14 protein-coding genes and 1 pseudogene are annotated in these 16,523 nt (G+C 58.1%); 7 read left to right on the top strand and 8 right to left on the bottom strand.

Annotation, left to right across the window (positions count from 1 at the left end; genetic code table 11):
* Positions 1-123: 123 nt before the first annotated feature.
* Complete coding sequence (gene betT, locus BLU24_RS15335; RefSeq protein ID WP_093101700.1) at positions 124-2,091, bottom strand: choline BCCT transporter BetT; 1,968 nt, start codon at positions 2,089-2,091, stop codon at positions 124-126.
* 259 nt (positions 2,092-2,350) lie between these two features.
* Between betT and BLU24_RS28020 the strand changes: the two are divergent.
* Positions 2,351-2,458, top strand: a pseudogene (locus BLU24_RS28020) (LysR substrate-binding domain-containing protein); the annotation flags it as partial.
* 58 nt (positions 2,459-2,516) lie between these two features.
* On the opposite strand, the gene BLU24_RS15330 reads toward BLU24_RS28020, so the two are convergent.
* From BLU24_RS15330 to BLU24_RS15320, 3 genes are all read right to left on the bottom strand, one after another.
* A complete protein-coding gene (locus tag BLU24_RS15330) occupies positions 2,517-3,824 on the bottom strand; it encodes a CitMHS family transporter (protein ID WP_093101699.1) in 1,308 nt (435 codons plus the stop codon).
* A gap of 81 nt (positions 3,825-3,905) precedes the next feature.
* On the bottom strand, positions 3,906-4,229 hold the full coding sequence (locus tag BLU24_RS15325) for an AtuA-related protein (RefSeq protein ID WP_172833274.1): 324 nt from the start codon (positions 4,227-4,229) through the stop codon (positions 3,906-3,908).
* A complete protein-coding gene (locus tag BLU24_RS15320; protein ID WP_093101697.1) occupies positions 4,229-5,581 on the bottom strand; it encodes an acyclic terpene utilization AtuA family protein in 1,353 nt (450 codons plus the stop codon). The genes BLU24_RS15325 and BLU24_RS15320 overlap by 1 nt, the downstream gene beginning before the upstream one ends.
* 103 nt (positions 5,582-5,684) lie before the next feature.
* On the opposite strand from BLU24_RS15320, the gene BLU24_RS15315 reads away from it, so the two are divergent.
* The gene (locus BLU24_RS15315; protein WP_093101696.1) at positions 5,685-6,563 is read left to right on the top strand and encodes a LysR family transcriptional regulator; all 879 of its coding nucleotides are present in this window, start codon (positions 5,685-5,687) and stop codon (positions 6,561-6,563) included.
* Between the two features lie 19 nt (positions 6,564-6,582).
* On the opposite strand, the gene BLU24_RS15310 is transcribed toward BLU24_RS15315, so the two are convergent.
* Complete coding sequence (locus BLU24_RS15310; RefSeq protein ID WP_093106719.1) at positions 6,583-7,194, bottom strand: transferase; 612 nt, start codon at positions 7,192-7,194, stop codon at positions 6,583-6,585.
* Positions 7,195-7,290: 96 nt separating this feature from the next.
* A complete protein-coding gene (locus tag BLU24_RS15305) occupies positions 7,291-8,181 on the bottom strand; it encodes an MBL fold metallo-hydrolase (RefSeq protein WP_093101695.1) in 891 nt (296 codons plus the stop codon).
* A gap of 193 nt (positions 8,182-8,374) precedes the next feature.
* Here BLU24_RS15305 and BLU24_RS15300 point away from each other — a divergent pair, with 193 nt between their 5' ends.
* Complete coding sequence (locus BLU24_RS15300) at positions 8,375-9,373, top strand: GlxA family transcriptional regulator (protein ID WP_093101694.1); 999 nt, start codon at positions 8,375-8,377, stop codon at positions 9,371-9,373.
* Between the two features lie 235 nt (positions 9,374-9,608).
* On the opposite strand, the gene BLU24_RS15295 is transcribed toward BLU24_RS15300, so the two are convergent.
* On the bottom strand, positions 9,609-10,124 hold the full coding sequence (locus BLU24_RS15295) for a cupin domain-containing protein (RefSeq protein WP_093101693.1): 516 nt from the start codon (positions 10,122-10,124) through the stop codon (positions 9,609-9,611).
* Between the two features lie 118 nt (positions 10,125-10,242).
* Entirely contained in the window at positions 10,243-11,226 is a 984-nt protein-coding gene (locus tag BLU24_RS15290; RefSeq protein ID WP_093101692.1) for an SDR family NAD(P)-dependent oxidoreductase, read from the bottom strand.
* A gap of 556 nt (positions 11,227-11,782) precedes the next feature.
* On the opposite strand from BLU24_RS15290, the gene rfaH reads away from it, so the two are divergent.
* From rfaH to BLU24_RS15270, 4 genes are read left to right on the top strand one after another with little or no spacing between them, the layout of a single operon-like run.
* Positions 11,783-12,316: a transcription/translation regulatory transformer protein RfaH gene (rfaH, locus tag BLU24_RS15285; RefSeq protein WP_090283377.1), complete on the top strand. Its 534-nt coding sequence runs from the start codon at positions 11,783-11,785 to the stop codon at positions 12,314-12,316.
* Between the two features lie 37 nt (positions 12,317-12,353).
* A complete protein-coding gene (locus tag BLU24_RS15280; protein ID WP_093101691.1) occupies positions 12,354-13,514 on the top strand; it encodes an outer membrane beta-barrel protein in 1,161 nt (386 codons plus the stop codon).
* A 12-nt stretch (positions 13,515-13,526) separates the two neighbouring features.
* The gene (locus BLU24_RS15275) at positions 13,527-14,060 is read left to right on the top strand and encodes a polysaccharide biosynthesis/export family protein (protein ID WP_093101690.1); all 534 of its coding nucleotides are present in this window, start codon (positions 13,527-13,529) and stop codon (positions 14,058-14,060) included.
* 2 nt (positions 14,061-14,062) lie between these two features.
* Positions 14,063-16,384: a GumC family protein gene (locus BLU24_RS15270; protein ID WP_090283383.1), complete on the top strand. Its 2,322-nt coding sequence runs from the start codon at positions 14,063-14,065 to the stop codon at positions 16,382-16,384.
* The last annotated feature ends 139 nt before the right edge of the window (positions 16,385-16,523 follow it).

Here is a 16,523-nt window from a genome sequence, read left to right as displayed (position 1 = left end):
CGTTCGTCTGTTGAAATAACGGCGCGTAGTATCGGATGTCGACATATCGAGGGCGTAAAATTTGCGTAAAATTTTCGACCGAGCCGCGACTGGCGCTGATCGCCAGTCACGGCAGCGCGACGATCAGCCGACCAGATGCAGGAACTGCATGTGTCGCTCGTACTGATCAAGGATGTCGCCGATCACTTCCTCGCGGGACCAGCCCATGATGTCCTGGTCCTGGCCACCCTCGCGCAAGTGCACCTCGGCGCGGAAGTATTTGCGCTCCTCGTCCTGGGTATCGGCCATCACAAAGCTCGGCATGGTGTACGGGTGCGGCCGCACTTCGTAAATGAACTGGGGGTTGTCAGCGCCGCCGACGCTGAGCCGCACGCTGTTGTCTTCCAGATCCTCGACATTGCAGATGTAGCCTTGCTTGCGCCATTCCTCGGCGACCGACAGGCACGCCGGTTTTGCCGTCTCCGCAATGAAGCGAAGTACGTGCGCGCGGCGCGGAAACATCGCCATGGTGCGCAGGCGTCGTTGCCAGCCGCCCGGATGGCGGCTGACCCCAGGCGACAGCGATTGATAACGCAAGCCGCGCTTGGTCGCGTCGAGTTTCAAGGCTTTGAGCAAGCCGCGCATGCTGAAGAGCAGGGTGATGGTGAAGGGCAGTGCGCTGGCAATTGTCGCGGTCTGCAAAGCCTTGAGCCCGTCAGCCAAGAGCAGGGCGATCGCCACCAAGCCCATGCTTGATGCCCAGAACACCCGCTGCCAGACCGGTGTGTTTGACGATCCGCCCGAGGCGAGCATGTCGACCACCATGGCGCCGGAGTCCGCCGAAGTGACGAAAAACACCACGACCATGACCACCGCCACCAGCGAGATCACCCCGGAAAACGGAAAGTGCTGGAGGAAGGCGAACAAGGCCAGCGAGGTATCCTTGTCGATGGCCGCGCCGAGGTCAGTGATGCCTTCGGTGAGGATCATGTGAATCGCGGTATTGCCGAACACGGTCATCCACAGCAGCGTAAAAGCGGCGGGTACCAGCAGCACGCCCATCACGAATTCGCGGATAGTGCGGCCACGCGATATCCGCGCGATGAACAGCCCGACGAAGGGCGACCACGCCAGCCACCAGCCCCAGTAGAACAGCGTCCAGCCGCCAATCCAGTCGGTCGGTTGGTAGGCGTACAGGTTCAAGGTCCGGCTGACGATTTCGGTGAGGTAACCGCCGGTGTTCTGCACGAACGTCTGCAGGATCAGCACGGTAGGCCCGAGAATGATCACCATCAACAGCAACAACACCGCCAGGCCGAGATTGAGTTCGGAGAGACGGCGCACGCCCTTGTCCAATCCGGTCACCACGGAAATGGTCGCAAGGCCGGTGGTGGCGACAATCAGAATGATCTGCACGGTGGTGTTGATCGGCACACCGAACAGCGCGTTGAGCCCGGTATTGATCTGCGCCACGCCAAAACCCAGCGAGGTCGCCACACCGAGCACGGTGCCGATGATGGCGAAAATGTCCACCGCATGGCCGATAGGGCCGTGGATGCGATCGCCGATCAACGGGTACAGCGCAGACCTGAGGGTCAGCGGCAGGCCGTGTCGGTAACTGAAGTACGCGAGGATCATCGCCACGATGGCGTAGATCGCCCAGGCATGCAGGCCCCAATGAAAAAACGTGATTTTCATCGCTTCCCGCGCCGCTTCGACGGTGCTGCCGTCACCCACCGGCGGATTGAGAAAATGCATGACGGGTTCAGCCACGCCGAAAAACATCAGGCCGATGCCCATGCCGGCCGAGAAGAGCATGGCGAACCAGGTGGTGCTGCTGTAATCGGGGCTGCTGTGGTCGGGCCCGAGTTTGATATCGCCGTAGCGACTGATGCCGAGAAACACCACGGTACCCAGAATGATTGCCACCGCGAGGATGTAGAACCAGCTGACATTGGTGATGATCCAGTTCTGCACATTGGCGAACACCACTTGTGCATGGGCCGGGAACACACTGGCGTAGATCACCAATAAAAGCAGGAGCACGCCCGAGGTGTAGAACACCGGAGGGTTGAGTGTCGGAGCGGCGCCCGTGTCGGCCTTGTTGGTCATATAAGTCTCCTGAGGTCGGTCACAGCGCGGTATGCGACTGAAGGGAAAATCGCGCGGCGTTTCAGATGACCATAGGGGACGGGCGTCGTTCCGCAACGCCTGGGCGACGTTTTTTTACGTGCGCCGGCAGATTATTTACGGGTTGGCGATCATCCGTTGCAACGCACGGGCAATATCGCGGGCGGACTGCTCGGTGATCGCGCCCGGATATTGATCGAACATATGCGGGGCGCCGGGGTAGACGTGCAGCTCGACGGCCGAGAAATTCGCCGTGCTGACGTCACCGAAGCTGCTCGAGCAGAGATCGGTCCGCGCGGCGGCGGACCTGCTCGATCATGATCTGATTCTCTCGGAAGCGACCTTGCTTTCTTGAGTGGATCGAAACCGAGCTGGGCCATGGTTTCGTCTATTGAGCCGGATTGACCTCAGGTCGGGATCGCGCCGCTGAGCACGGCAAACGCCAGCATCACCAGGCTCACGCCCCAGGCCCAGAAAAACGTGTACATGATGTGCTTGCGCAATTCGACCCCGGCCAGCGCCAGGGCGAGGTAGACACTGGGCACCACCGGGCTGATGGCGAAGCCGGTGTTCTCGCCGATCAACATGGCCCGTGCTACCGCTTCCAAAGGCACGCCGGCAGCGACCGCCACATCGCGGATCACCGGCAATAACGCAAAGTAGTAGGCGTCGGGGGAGAAAATCATCCCCAGCGGCACGCCGAACGCGCCGATGATCAGGTGCAGGTATTGCGCAGAGCCGTGGGGCAGGGCGTCGATCAGCGCGAGGGCCATGCCGTCGGACATTTTTGCCCCGGACAACACGCCGAGCAGCACACCGGCCGCCATCATCACCAGGACCATCTGCAGCGCGTCAGCCGCATGCGCTTTGATGCGCTCGGTCTGCGCCTCCAGCGAAGCAAAGTTAAGCGGCAGCGCAATGCCCAAACCGACCATGAAGCAGGCATACAACGGGAAAATACCGCTGAACAGGCAGGCGAGAATGGCGACGGTCAGGGCCACGTTGAGCCAGTAACGCAACTGGCGTGGTGAGAGCGCGTGTTCACGTTCTTCTGGCTGGGCCAGTGTGGCGTCGAAACTCGACGCTGCGCCCAAGGATTTCGGCAACCGCCGCTGCGCACGCAAACCGAGCCATCCGGCAATCAGCAGCAGACAGGCAAAGCCTACCAGTTGCACCGGAATCAGCCCCATCCACAGCGCGGTCGCGTCGAGCCCAGTAGTAGCGGCCGCGCGAGCGGTGGTGCCGCCCCACGGCACCATGTTGCCGACGCCTGCGGTCGTGCCGACCAGCAGCAAGAGCATGTTCGGGCTCATGTTCAGGCGTTTGTACAGCGGCAGCAGCGCCGGAATGGTCAGCAGAAAAGTGGCGGCACCGACGCCGTCCAGGTGCACCACCGCCGTCACCAAAACCGTGACCAACGCCACGGCCAGCGGCTTGCCGCCGGTACGCCGGATCAGGAAATCCACCAGCGGATCGAACAGGCCGCGATCGCGCATGATGCCGAAATACAGGATGGCAAACAGAAACAGCGCGGCGGTCGGCGCGACAGTGATCAAGCCGTTCTTGATGAAGTCGCCGATTTGCGGCGGCGCGAAACCCGCCAGCAGGCAGACGGCGACGGGGATTGTGGTGAAGCCCACCACCGGGCTGATCCTGCGAAGCAAAATCAGCGCGATGATGCTGAACATCATGAGAAAACCCAGTGCAGTGATCATGGATATGGCATCTCGGTATTGTTTTTATTGTTCGATTGGGTCCGATGGGGCGGCCCGGTAAAACCTGTCAGAGGAGGGCGGTCAACCCGGTGCCGGCAAGCGCAACGACAGCAGCAGGTAGCTCAGGCTTTTGCCATGGCGGTCGAGCCCCGGGCTGCGATTCACCCCGCCTTCGAGCGCGTCGTCGAGAACGAAATTCAGCGCCTGCAGGGTATCGATCTCATAACGCTGAACGCGTGAAGGCCGGCGGCTGGCGAACTGCTCGGCGACGCGCTCGACGGTCAGTTCGCGCTTGAGCCAGTCGTAGTGCGCGGCGTCCAGCGGCAGGACCACGACGCTGAGGATATTGCCTTTATCGCCGGCGCGGGCGTGGGCGAAATCGGCAAGCGTGACAAGTGCAGTCATCAGTACCACTCCAGGCGCGTCTCGATTTCATCGCGCGCAATCAGAAAACCGTGGGTCGCGATCGACTCGCTCAAGTGCCGGCGAACGCCGCCACCGCCAGCCGGGCCGTTGGTGTAGAGGGACTCAACCTCAGCCAGCAGCAGGTCGACCTGGGCGCGGTCCTTGTGTACCAGACCGACCCTGACCGTCACATCCGCCACCTGCGGCGCTTGCGCCAGACATTGGTTGAGGTAATCGCCACGGGCATCGTTGAACAGGCTGGCGACGCCGGCAATGTCGATCCACGGCTGCACTTGCGGGGCCATGTGATCGAAGCGTTGCAGGAGGATTTCACGGGCAAGCTTCGCCCGATCGACCGCGCCGGGGCCGGCATAGGAAATCTCGGCTTCGCCAAACCACATGCCGCGCACACCCGCCAAACCCTTGAGCTGTGCGGGACGCGGGTGGCCCTGAATACCGCTGATGGCCACGCGATTGGGAGAGAGGGTGGTCACGCTGGCTTCGCCGAGGTCGAGCACCACATCCGGCGTGAGGTAACGGCGCGGGTCATGGACCTCATAAAGCAGTTGTTCCTTGACCGTGCGCTCGGTCACGCAGCCGCCGGAGCCAGCCGCTTTGGTGATCACCAGCGTGCCGTCAGCACTGATCTCGGCGATCGGGCAGCCCAAACGCGCCGGATCGGGCACATCCTTGATGCCGGGATGGCCAAAATAGCCGCCGGTGACTTGAGTGCAGCATTCCAGCAGATGCCCGGCCGCCGTAGCGATGGCCATTTTCTGCCAGTCATCCGCCGCCCAGCCGAGACCATGGCGGATCGGACCCACCGCCAGCGAAGGGTCGGCAACCCGACCGCAGAGGACGATGCCGGCGCCATCATTTAATGCCTGGGTGATGCCGTCGGCGCCGGTGTAAACGTTCACCGAAACCACATCGTGCTGAGCAACGTCGAGGTCCAGCCACTGCTCAAGACGCTGCTGTTCGACGTGCAACAAGTCATCGCCGAGCACGCAGGCGATCTTCAGATCCGCGTGGCGTGCGCCCAGTTCGGCTCGTAACCGCTGGGCGGCGGCGCGTGGATTTGCCGCGCCGCCATTGGTGATGATGGGGATGCCAGCCTCGATGCAGGTATCGAGCACTGGGCGCAGAAAATCGAATAACCGCGCGGCATAACCGCTTTGCGGGTCAGCCTGTTTGCGCAGCTGCGCCTCGGCGAGGGTGCGCTCGGCGAGCAGTTCATACATCAGATAGCGTTTGCCGCAGCGGCTGGCCAGATCCTGTGCCAGGCGCAAACCCGCGTCGGGGCGATCGTTGGCGAAACCTGCGCCACAACCGATATGAATTGTTGTTGTCATTGCGTCGGACTCGGCATGTGTTCGCGGCCATCATGCGAGCGTTGGATTGTTCTGTGAATTTTAAATATTCTAAGAATTAATCCATTAATTTTATCGGTCGAGCATGGACATCAACTTCCGCCAGCTGCGCGCGTTCATCCTGATCGCCGAGACCTCAAGCTTCACCCGTACCTCAGAGAAACTGCACGTCTCACAACCGGCGCTGAGCTACATCATCCGCAAGCTCGAAGAAACCATCGGTCTGCAACTGCTCGCGCGCAACACCCGCAGCGTCGAACTGACCCCGGCCGGCGAACACTTCCTGCCCCAGGCCCAGGCCATGCTGCGCGACATGGAAAACGCCGTGCGCGACGCCCGTGAAACGCTGAATCTCAATCGCGGCAGCATTCGTTTGGCCGCATTACCGACTGCGGCTGCGTCGTTCCTGCCGGAAATCATCGCCGCGTTCATGCGCGAATTTCCCGGCGTGCAGGTATCGCTGCGCGACGGGCGCGCGGGGGAGGTGAGCCATTGGGTGCAAAGGGGTGAAGTCGATATCGGTATCACTTCGCGGCCGGAGGATCTGTCCGGACTGGAGTTCGACGCGCTGATGGACGACAACCTCATGCTGCTGGTGCGCCGGGATGCTCTGGCGGGTAGCACTGACGAGCGCTGGCAGTCGCTGCCTTATATAGCGCTGACCCGGGACACCAGCATTCGTCCGTTGGCGGATGCGGCATTGGGGTTGTTGGGTGTGAAGGCTGAATGTTCGTGGGAAGTTGCGCATATGAGCACGGCGGCGGCGCTGGTGCGTGCGGGGTTGGGGTTTACCTTGCTGCCGGCCAGCGCCACGAGGTTTTTGCGTGTTGATGCGGAGGTGGAGGTTTTGCAGATTGAACAGCCGCAGCAGCGGTCGTTGGGTTTGTTGCAGAGGAAACCGTTGAAGCAGACGCCGTCGATGCAGGCGTTTGTGCGCAGGTTGGCAGGGTTGAGGCTAGGCTGAGCCAGTGGCGCTCCGATGTTTAATCGTGAGCAAACTGGTCAATCAGTCCCAGACGCGGCACGCGCATATGTGGCCGCAACAAAGCGCCGGGAGCGATTACTGCGTTTGCACCGATTTTGCAGCCATCACCAACAAGGGCACCGAATTTGTTGACCCCCGTTTCTATTACATGATCTTCATGGCGGATTTTTATATTGGCGCCGTCAAGCTCGTTACGATAGTTGGCAATGATCGCCCCGGCTTCGATATTTACTGCTTCGCCAATCAATGAATCACCAACAAAGTTGAAGTGCGCCAGCTTGCTACCGTCCAGCATGAACGTACTCTTGAGCTCGCAGCTTGGGCCAACAATGCAATGACTCCCCAGATAAACACCTCCACGGAGATAAGCGCCTGCAGCCACGAAAGAGCCTTCGCCAATGATAATTGCGCCTTTAAGGACCGCTCCTTGTTCAATGATTGCTGTTTCATGGACGGCACAATTGCCATGGCGCCGGTATCCTGCGCCCAGCGTGTCAAGCAAGGCCAGGATCCGGCTTTCGCAGTCCTGAGCCACGGTCCATGGGGGCGCAGAACATATACCCAGCAATGGCCATCCAGCGATGTATTCACTTATCTCTGGTAGCTTCATGAAAACCTCGTAAATCATTGCGTGGAAAGTAGTCCGACAGGGCCGTGCTTTCGCCAGTGGACAAGCCAAAGCCAGCATCAACTACGGCCCGATCAATCAGAACTCCAGTGAAGTACCGTCTTGCGGAATATCGACCCGGCTCTCGATCCCGTGTTTCCTGACATAGGCGCGCAGCGCTTCGCGGGTCAAAGACATATGGTTGATCGCATCCATATGCACGGCAACGATCTTCGCATCTTTCGCAGCCTTTGAGGCGCGCAGCACGTCTTCTTCGCCCATGATGATTGATCCCTTGTAGCCGGTCATCATCGCCTTCCCGGCGTTAAGCACGATGACTTCGGGATGATATTTCTCGATGGTCTGGTCAACTTCTTTACGCCAGACAGTGTCGCCAGCGAGGTAAAGGGTCTTGTAGCCTGGCGCCTGAAACACCACGCCCATGGCTTCACCCAGCGGTTTGGCAAGTGCTGGCACGGCGTACATCTCGTCGGTGCCATGTTGGCCACCTGTCTTGGTGATCTTCACGCCGCCGAATTGCGCTTCATCAGTCAGTACGCGCACATTCTTGAAACCTTGCGAACGAATCAGTTGCGCATCTTCTTCATGCTGAGCGAACAGAGGGATGTCTTTGGGCAGTGCTTTTTGCGCAGCGTCATCCCAGTGATCAAGGTGGGTATGGGTGACGATGACAGCGTCGACACCGGCAATGATGTCGGCGGGCGCCTCGGTCAGATCAACTAATGGGTTGCGCAGGTTGCTGCGGTAGGTATTTTCAAAGCCAGGGTAGGCACCCTTTTTGGCAAGCATCGGGTCGATCAGAAAGGTCGTATCGCCATAGGTGATCTTCGCCGTCGCGTTGCGAACCTGGTGCAGTTCGACTTTATGAGCTGCGTCAGGTACTTGGGGAGCGTTTGTACCCGCGAATGCCGGTGCGGTCGTTGCAGCACAAGCGATGCTGACGGCAAGGGGAAGTGTTTTAAAGTTCATGGATTCAGTCCTGTTGATGTATCGATGCGCCATTCTTGCTGAATCGCATCAACCTCAACAGTGGCCTGAATGACAGCTTTCGATATAATCGGGCCATAGGTTTTTATTCAAGCCGGGAGTAGGGTGGTCGCTCGAATCCTGGTCATTTGTGGAAAGCGGACGTAGAGCCCTTTGGGCTTACCGGGGGTATTGCATGGGTTCCATCCGCGTTGCCGTATTGGCTTTCGATGGCGTAAGCCTGTTCCATCTTTCGGTTCCGGGGATGGTATTGGGCACCGCTCAATCCGGTTCCGGCGAACCCCATTATAAGGTCAGTTATTGCGCAGTGACGCCCGGGATGGTGACTACCGACCAAGGCGTCGGTCTTGAGGTGAAGCAAGGCCTGGAGCTGATGGCGTCGGCTGATGTGATTGTTATTCCAGCATGGGGCGATCAGTCGGTCTCTGCGTGTCCTGAACTCGTGGAGGCTCTTCAGGCAGCCAATTCCACAGGCAAGCTCATCGTCGGGTTGTGCCTCGGAGCGTTTGTGCTCGGAGATGCCGGACTGCTCGATGGCAAGGAAGCGACCACTCACTGGGCAGCCCGAGACGAATTTGCGCAACGCTTTCCCAATGTCCGCTTCAGGCCTGAGGTGCTTTATGTCAGCGCAGACAACATCGTGACCTCCGCAGGGACTGTAGCGGCAATCGATTGCTGCCTGCATTTGATACGTGAACGCCTTGGCGCTGATGTCGCAAACCGCACTGCGAAGATGCTGGTGACGCCACCACATAGACAGGGTGGCCAGGCTCAATACGTTGAATATCCTGTGCCGCAGCTGTCCAGCGAGACTCATTTGTCTGAAGTATTGACGTGGGCGCGCATGAATCTGTCGGGTGATCTGTCGCTCGACGTCCTGGCGGAAAAGGCAAAGATGAGCCGGCGAACGTTTACTCGGCGTTTCAAGGAAACTACCGGCACAACCGTTTCCAAATGGCTGAACAGCCAGCGCGTGGCCAGAGCGCAGGAGCTTCTGGAAACGACAGATTTGCCTGTAGAGTGCGTGGCTGGTGAGGCGGGCTTTGGAACCGCCTTATCCTTGAGGCAACAATTCAGCGCTCAGCTCGGGACTTCGCCTTCTGAGTACAGGCGAATGTTCTGCCGCGAAATGCACCGGGCCGAGAAGACTGCAGAGTCGTTAACGAGCAAGTGATGTGTGGATCGATAGGACAGGGCTCATCGTGGGCATGTGCGCATTGCACTTGAGGATTTCTGCGACTGGCGAACTGACAATGAGGAAGGTTCCGTCCTGATACATGATTTAACATAATATACATTACACGTAACAAGGTATTACGAGCTCATCCTCGATGTACGCGGCATTTCGATCTGCTGCGAAGCCTCAGTGTCCTTTTCGTCGAGCCGCTGGTATTTGAAATCTGCGCCTTTCAGCCTTTCTCCCGCGTCAGCTTTTCAATCAGCGCACGATGCTGCGGAAATTGCGCAGTGAGTTTTCCTCGATCAGCCATTTCCATGTCTTTAAAATCAAATCCCGGCGAAACCGCCTCGCTGATCAATCCGAATCCATGTGATCCATTGAGCAAGCGTGAGGCTTTCCAGATGCCACCTGGTACGTGTAATTGCAGATGTTGCTTAGTGAGAATGTCGCTGCCCATGACCAGCGTCTGCAATGAACCGTTTGCATGGATCAGGCTGTATTCGATCGGATCGCCCAGATGAAAATAATGCAGGATGTCGGATTGGTTGAAATGAAACTGTCCCACCGGAGATTGCTCAGTCAACAGATAGTAGATCGACGTCAGTAGATAACGGGGCCCTGTGCTGGTCTCAAGGCTGGCGCGGTGATCGGATTGATAGGTTCGGCGGAAATAACCGCCTTCGATGTGAGCTTCGAGATCCAGCGCATTTATGACGTCGTGCGCATTGGGTTTAGCTTGAATCATCGCCTGCTCCCGTTATTCCGATAGGCTTTTTTGATAGCTCAACTAAACGGTCATTTAGTGTAGCTATCAATAATTTCGCTTTTATCCCCCTGCATAAGACTTTCTGCGCACTCAATCGTCAGGACTCGATTTGATAATAGTCGCGATACCACGCAACAAATCGGGACACGCCGTCTGCAACATCCACTTGTGGAGAAAACCCCGTCCAGTCGGCAAGTGCCGATACATCGGCCCATGTACTGACAACATCGCCCGCTTGCAGCGGCAGAAAATTGTATTGAGCTTTAATACCTAGCGCCTTTTCCAGATAATCGACAAAATCCAGTAATTCAATAGGCCTGCCGCGTCCTATATTGAATAGTTTGTTAACGCCCTCGCCCTCCTTCGCCGGTACCGGCGGTTTTGGACATAACCGCGCGATGCCTTCGACAATGTCATCTATATAAGTGAAATCCCGCGCCATCTGGCCGTTGTTGTAAATATCGATCGGCTCCCCCTGCAAGATCGCCTGGGTGAATTTGAATAGAGCCATATCCGGTCGGCCCCAAGGCCCATAAACGGTAAAAAAGCGCAGCCCGCTGGCCTTCAGTCCGTAGAGATGGCAATAGCTGCTGGCCAATAATTCGTTGGCGCGTTTAGTGGCTGCGTACAGCGAAACCGGGCGCTCGACCGGGTTGTCGACACGGTAAGGCAGCTCGCTGTTCGCGCCGTACACCGAACTGCTTGATGCGTAGATGAGATGCGCCGGCTGGTGAAAACGACAGGTTTCCAGTACGTTCAAAAAGCCCACCAGATTCGATTGCGCATAGGCGTCCGGGTTGTCCAGTGAGTAACGCACACCGGCCTGAGCGGCCAGATGGATGACTTCGGTAAAACGATGCTCTTTGAACAGCGTCATCAATGCCGGTTTATCAACTATGTCCATCTGACGAAAATCGAAGCCTGGCAGTTCTCTTAGTTGCTTTAATCGTGCCCGCTTTAGCTCAACGCTGTAATAATCGTTGAGGTTGTCGATACCGATTACTTGCTGGCCTTGTTGAACTAATCGTTTCGCCGTGTGATACCCGATAAAGCCTGCCGCGCCAGTCACAAGAACGGTCATAGTCCCTGCTCTCCTCGATCGAATAGGCGATAAGTTATAACGCCGTCCGCCAGAAGCCGTCCATAGCTTATAAGCATTTCGTAGCCGCTCAATGCTGGAATGTCTCAGCGACCCTGACGCTAGCGGTCAGTGTAAAAAAAACGAACACGTTCGGACGTCAAATTAAAAACCCTTTATAAACAGCAAGATAGTCACGTGAGATACAGCTAGTCGACAAATGGCGTGTTTTTTGACTCGGATCGTTTGACAGACCGCGAAGACTGGCCGATAACTACCAACGTCTAGCTGAACGTGGCGCGATTCCCTTCTCAATCGCTGCCGAAAGTTCCAGAGCTAACCACTTAGCAACCTAACGTAAACACTGCGAACATGCAGACTGTGCGGTAGCTTTGTCTTTGAAAAAGTTCAGCCAACATCGAGCCGGACAAGTGATTCATTATTGAGACACACCGACGTTACATCATAATAAAAACACACCCTGCCAATTGTCTTTGCACGGCCCTGAATAGAGCTTCTGCCTGCCCTAAACTTCTCGAACATCAAAGAGTTTACTCGCATGCCAGCAATCAGCTCGGATCAACCCAATTGGTATCTGTTGCAATGCAAACCACGCCAGGATGAGCGCGCACACCTCAACCTGCTCCAGCAACACTACGTGGTCTTTCACCCTCAACTCTTCACTGAGCGCGTCATTCGCGGGAAACGACAGCGCGTGATGGAGTCGTTATTCCCCGGTTATCTATTTATCCAGCTCAGCAGCACAGACAATTGGGCACCGTTGCGCTCGACCCGTGGCGTCAGCCGGGTTGTCGAGTTCAATCATGGTCCCGTGGCAGTAGCGGAACATGTCATAGAGCATCTGCGCGAACGCTGCCTGGAATCGGATTCGGATGTGAAAGGCCGCCTCGAACCCGGTGAGCCTTTGCGGATCATCAGCGGCCCGCTCTCACCACTCGAGGGTGTATTCCAGGCGCTGCAAGGCAACGATCGGGTGTTACTGCTTCTGCAGTTTCTCAACCGCGAACAGCCCGTTTGCCTGCCGCTTACCGCTATTCAACGACAACAGCACAACTTCCAATCGTACAAATAACAGCTTTTCTCACCTGCCATTTCTCAGGAGCCATGACATGGCCTTGAAATCACGCTGCCCTGTTGCACTGATCATGGCCTCTTTCTATCCGGGAATGGCCTGGAGCACCGACCCACAAGCGATAAACGTTTATGGATTCGACTTCACGCCGACGTTTGTTTTTTCAGAAAGTTATGACGACAACTTTCGCGAAGTGGAAGACAACAAGCAGTCCTCGATGATCACCAAACTGGCCCCCTCCTTCGAGCTCAAGGCCGAAGACCGTAACAGCGCCACGCGAGTGATCTGGCAACCGACGCGGTACATCTATTACGACGATTCCGATGCCTCGAACACGGCGCAACGTGTGCGTGCCGAGAGCGTGATGGAGTTCACCGATCGCCATCGTTTGAAGCTGGACGCCGAATATCGCAAATGGGAGCGCACCGAATCGACGGCGGTCGAGGGTGTGAATGACAAGCTCAACAACAAACGGGTCGGCGGGCTTTATACCTTTGGCGCCAAAAGCGCGGACAACCAGATCGACCTCGGGGTCAATTACGCGCAACTGCGCTACGACAATGGCGACGGCATCAATGCCGACAAGGAACGCGACACCACCGCCTTGACCAGCACCTGGTACCACCGCATCGGCAGCAATACCCGAGGTTTGCTCGAATATGACCACACCGACTTCGACTACAAGCAGGCGAACAGTCCGCGCAGCAGCGTATCGGACGCCGTACTGGCCGGTGCCGTCTGGGATTTCACGGCACGCACGACGGGCAAAGTGCGCGTCGGTTACGAAAAAAAGAACTTCGACAGCAACGAATCCAACGACCTCGACAACCCCACCTGGCAAGTCGATCTGCAATGGAAACCGCGCACATATTCGACGTTTACCTTTGTCGCGCGCCAGGCGCTTGCCGAGGGCGACGACGGCGCGGAGGCGGTGAAGTCGACCTTCACCCAGGTCGGCTGGCGACACGGCTGGACCGAGCGGATTACCACTGTGGCCCAAGCCGGCCTGGGCCGTTACGTCTACGAAGGGCAAAGCCGCACCGACGACTTTCAGGATTACAACCTGGCGGTGATCTATGCGATGCGCCGCTGGCTGGACATCGAGGTCGGCTATCGCTTCCGCGACAACGATTCCGATGCCGACAACGAAAGCTTCACCCGCAACGTGTTTCAGATCAGTTTCAACGTCAGCCTTTAAGAGGGTTTCGACATGAACACATCCGCACTTGTCTTGTCGTTCACGCTGGTGATGGCGGCGCCTGTCTACGCGGCAGATCCCGGCACGCAATACAAACTGGCCGCTGGCGATGTGTTGCGCATCATCGTGTTTGGTGAGCCGGAGTTGAGCCTGAAAAAGATCCGGCTCAGCGACGCCGGCACGTTTTCCTACCCCTTTCTCGGCGAAATCTCCGCCAAGGGACTGACCCCCAGCCAGGTCGAAAAAATCATTGTCGACGGACTCAAGCAAGGCTACCTGGTCGACCCGAAAGTCAGTCTCAGCCAGATCGAATACCGCTCCTTTTACATCAATGGCGAAGTGAAAAAGCCCGGCAGCTATCCGTTCGTGCCCGGCTTGACCCTGGAAAAAGCCATTGCTTTGGGCGGGGGGCTGACCGAGCGGGCCTCGATCAAGCGCGTCACCATCTTGCGAGGCGACAGTGGCGCGACCGACACCGATAACGTGACGCGCAGCACCACGATTGCCCCCGGCGACACCATTTCCATTGCACAAGGGTTCTTCTGATCATGGACAACAGCCTTGGCACTTACGTCGAACGTCCTTTGCAAGCGCACGTGCAGCAGCATCACCAGCACAGCGAAGACAAGGACACCCTGGATCTGCTGAAACTCTGGCGGGTGATCTGGCGCGCGAAATGGAGCATCGGCTGGCTGATTCTGGTGAGTGGTCTGCTCGCGGCCATCGTGGTCTCGAACATCACTCCGCAATACATCGGCAGCACCACCCTGCTGTTCAACGACAAGAGCCCGCCGCTGATGTCCTTTCAGCAGGTCAAGGACTCCAACAGCAACACCACTGACTACCTGCAGACGCAACAGGCACTCCTGCAATCGCGGGATCTGGCCGAGCGTGCGGTGAAAAAACTCGGTTTGACCACGCACCCGGTCACTGACCCGCGCCAGCAACCGAAGTCGTGGTTCGCACCGCGCGAATGGCTGGCCGCTGTTGATCTGGACAAATGGTTACCGGGGCTGGGCCTGGAGCGCTGGCTGCCGGAAAAACAGGCGGTCACCGAAGAAGAAGTGTTCAACCAGGTCACGCAAAACCTGATGCTGCACACCAGCGTCAAGTTCGTCGGCAAGAGCCAGTTGCTCGAGATCGAGGTCGAGTTGCCCGACCCGGTTCTAGCGGCGGCCGCGGCCAATGCGCTGGCCCGCGGCTTCACCGACAGCCAGCTCGATACCAGTGAAAAGTCCACGCAAACCACCACAGCGTGGATGAACACCCGGCTGGTCAAGCTGCGTGACAACTTGCGCGCCGCCGAGAAAAAGCTCCAGGGCTACCGCGAAGAACAAGGTCTGGTAGACGTCGGCGGCGTCGCCACGATCAGTGCCAACGAGCTGGAGATGACCGGCAATCGCATGGTCGACGCGCGGCGCAACCGCGCTGAAGCCGAAAGTGAATATCGGCAGGCAAAAGCCTTGGGCAACGGTGATCTGAGCAAACTGTCCAGCGTGCCCGCCGTCCTGAGTAACCCGCTGGTGCAGAAATTCCAGGCCGATCGTGCCCTGGCCCAGGCCAAGGTCGATGAACTGTCGGGACGTTATGGGCCGAAACACCCAAGCCTGTTGTCCGCGCAGTCGGAGTTGCGCACCGCCACCACCAGCCTGCAATTGCAGGTGCAGCAGGTGGTCGCCGGAATCGAGCGGCAATACCAGCTCGCCACGGCCAGTGAGGCTTCGCTGCGTCAGTCCTTCAACAGCAACAAGGCGCAAATTCAGGACATTGCCCGCAAGGAATTCCAGTTGCGTGAATTCCAGCGTGAGGTCGACAGCTCGCGGGCGCTCTACGAAACCTTCGTCACCCGCTTGAAGGAAACTACTGCGACCGCCGACATGGACTCGACCAAAGTGCGCATCGTCGACCCGGCGATTGTTCCGGTCGATCCGAGCAAACCGCGGAAAACCTTGATCGTGGCGATCGTTTCCTTGATCGCGGCGGTGATCGGTGTGGCCCTGGCGCTGCTGTTCGACAGCCTGAGCAACACCTTCAAAACCGACGAGTCGATCGAAAGCGCGCTGAACATTCCGCTGCTCAGCGTGGTGCCATTGGTCATGAAGAAGAATCGTCGGCAACTGGCGCGTTTGTTCGAAGACAACGACAACCCACGCTTCTCCGAGACGATCCGCAACCTGCGCACCTGGCTGATGCTGCAAAGCAACGAGATGCCCTCGCAAGTGGTGCTGATCACCTCGACGGTGGCCGGTGAAGGCAAAAGCACCATCGCCAACAACCTCGCCAGCTCGCTGGCACCGCTGGAAAGGGTACTGCTGATCGATGCCGACATGCGCCAGCCGACGCTGTCGCAGAATTTCGACTTCCCGCCCGACAGCCCTGGCCTGGCGAACGTGATTGCCGGCACCGCCCGACTCGAAGACTGCATCGTTTCGGTGGGCAATCTGGACATGTTGCTGGCCGGCAAGGTCATGCCGTCGGCGCGAGATTCCCTCGCCGCGCCACGTCTGCCCTCGCCTGCCGAGCCGGCCAACGCACTGCAACCACCGCCGCAGGATCTGCTCAGTTCACCGCGCATGGCGCGCATGCTCGAAGCGCTGCGCTCGCGTTACCGGCACATCATCATCGATTCACCGCCTGCAGAATTGATCAGCGATGCGCTGTTGCTGGCCAAGCATTCGGATGCGGTCATTTACGTGGTCAAGGCTGACAGCACCCCGATCAGCCAGGTCCAGCGCGGCCTCGCGATGTTGCAACAGAGTCATGTGCCGGTATTCGGTACCGTGCTCAACCAGGTCGACCTGCGCAAGGCGCGCAAGTATGGCCATCACCACTCCCGGGCGTTCTATAACTACGATTTCGCGCCCAGGTAACACCGGGCGCTCGCGCCTGCCGCTGCACCCCTTTCTGCCAACACACAACTCGCTTCACCTCTGCCGAGCCACGGAAAAGCCAGCGGGAAGACACCTCGTGTCTGCTCGCTCAGCGCTGACGCATTACTGCTGCCTTGAG

Origin of the sequence: Pseudomonas sp. Z003-0.4C(8344-21) (assembly GCF_900104975.1) — a bacterium.
GTDB lineage: Bacteria > Pseudomonadota > Gammaproteobacteria > Pseudomonadales > Pseudomonadaceae > Aquipseudomonas > Aquipseudomonas granadensis.
Note: the sequence above shows the minus strand (reverse complement) of the source record. Positions and strands in the feature narration are given on the sequence as shown.

What these genes read in the sequence shown, in the direction of transcription:
- betT (WP_093101700.1), bottom strand. Translation starts at nt 2,091, where the DNA reads ATGACCAACAAGGCCGACACGGGCGCCGCTCCGACACTCAACCCTCCG.
- BLU24_RS15330 (WP_093101699.1), bottom strand. Translation starts at nt 3,824, where the DNA reads ATGATCACTGCACTGGGTTTTCTCATGATGTTCAGCATCATCGCGCTG.
- BLU24_RS15325 (WP_172833274.1), bottom strand. Translation starts at nt 4,229, where the DNA reads ATGACTGCACTTGTCACGCTTGCCGATTTCGCCCACGCCCGCGCCGGC.
- BLU24_RS15320 (WP_093101697.1), bottom strand. Translation starts at nt 5,581, where the DNA reads ATGACAACAACAATTCATATCGGTTGTGGCGCAGGTTTCGCCAACGAT.
- BLU24_RS15315 (WP_093101696.1), top strand. Translation starts at nt 5,685, where the DNA reads ATGGACATCAACTTCCGCCAGCTGCGCGCGTTCATCCTGATCGCCGAG.
- BLU24_RS15310 (WP_093106719.1), bottom strand. Translation starts at nt 7,194, where the DNA reads ATGAAGCTACCAGAGATAAGTGAATACATCGCTGGATGGCCATTGCTG.
- BLU24_RS15305 (WP_093101695.1), bottom strand. Translation starts at nt 8,181, where the DNA reads ATGAACTTTAAAACACTTCCCCTTGCCGTCAGCATCGCTTGTGCTGCA.
- BLU24_RS15300 (WP_093101694.1), top strand. Translation starts at nt 8,375, where the DNA reads ATGGGTTCCATCCGCGTTGCCGTATTGGCTTTCGATGGCGTAAGCCTG.
- BLU24_RS15295 (WP_093101693.1), bottom strand. Translation starts at nt 10,124, where the DNA reads ATGATTCAAGCTAAACCCAATGCGCACGACGTCATAAATGCGCTGGAT.
- BLU24_RS15290 (WP_093101692.1), bottom strand. Translation starts at nt 11,226, where the DNA reads ATGACCGTTCTTGTGACTGGCGCGGCAGGCTTTATCGGGTATCACACG.
- rfaH (WP_090283377.1), top strand. Translation starts at nt 11,783, where the DNA reads ATGCCAGCAATCAGCTCGGATCAACCCAATTGGTATCTGTTGCAATGC.
- BLU24_RS15280 (WP_093101691.1), top strand. Translation starts at nt 12,354, where the DNA reads ATGGCCTTGAAATCACGCTGCCCTGTTGCACTGATCATGGCCTCTTTC.
- BLU24_RS15275 (WP_093101690.1), top strand. Translation starts at nt 13,527, where the DNA reads ATGAACACATCCGCACTTGTCTTGTCGTTCACGCTGGTGATGGCGGCG.
- BLU24_RS15270 (WP_090283383.1), top strand. Translation starts at nt 14,063, where the DNA reads ATGGACAACAGCCTTGGCACTTACGTCGAACGTCCTTTGCAAGCGCAC.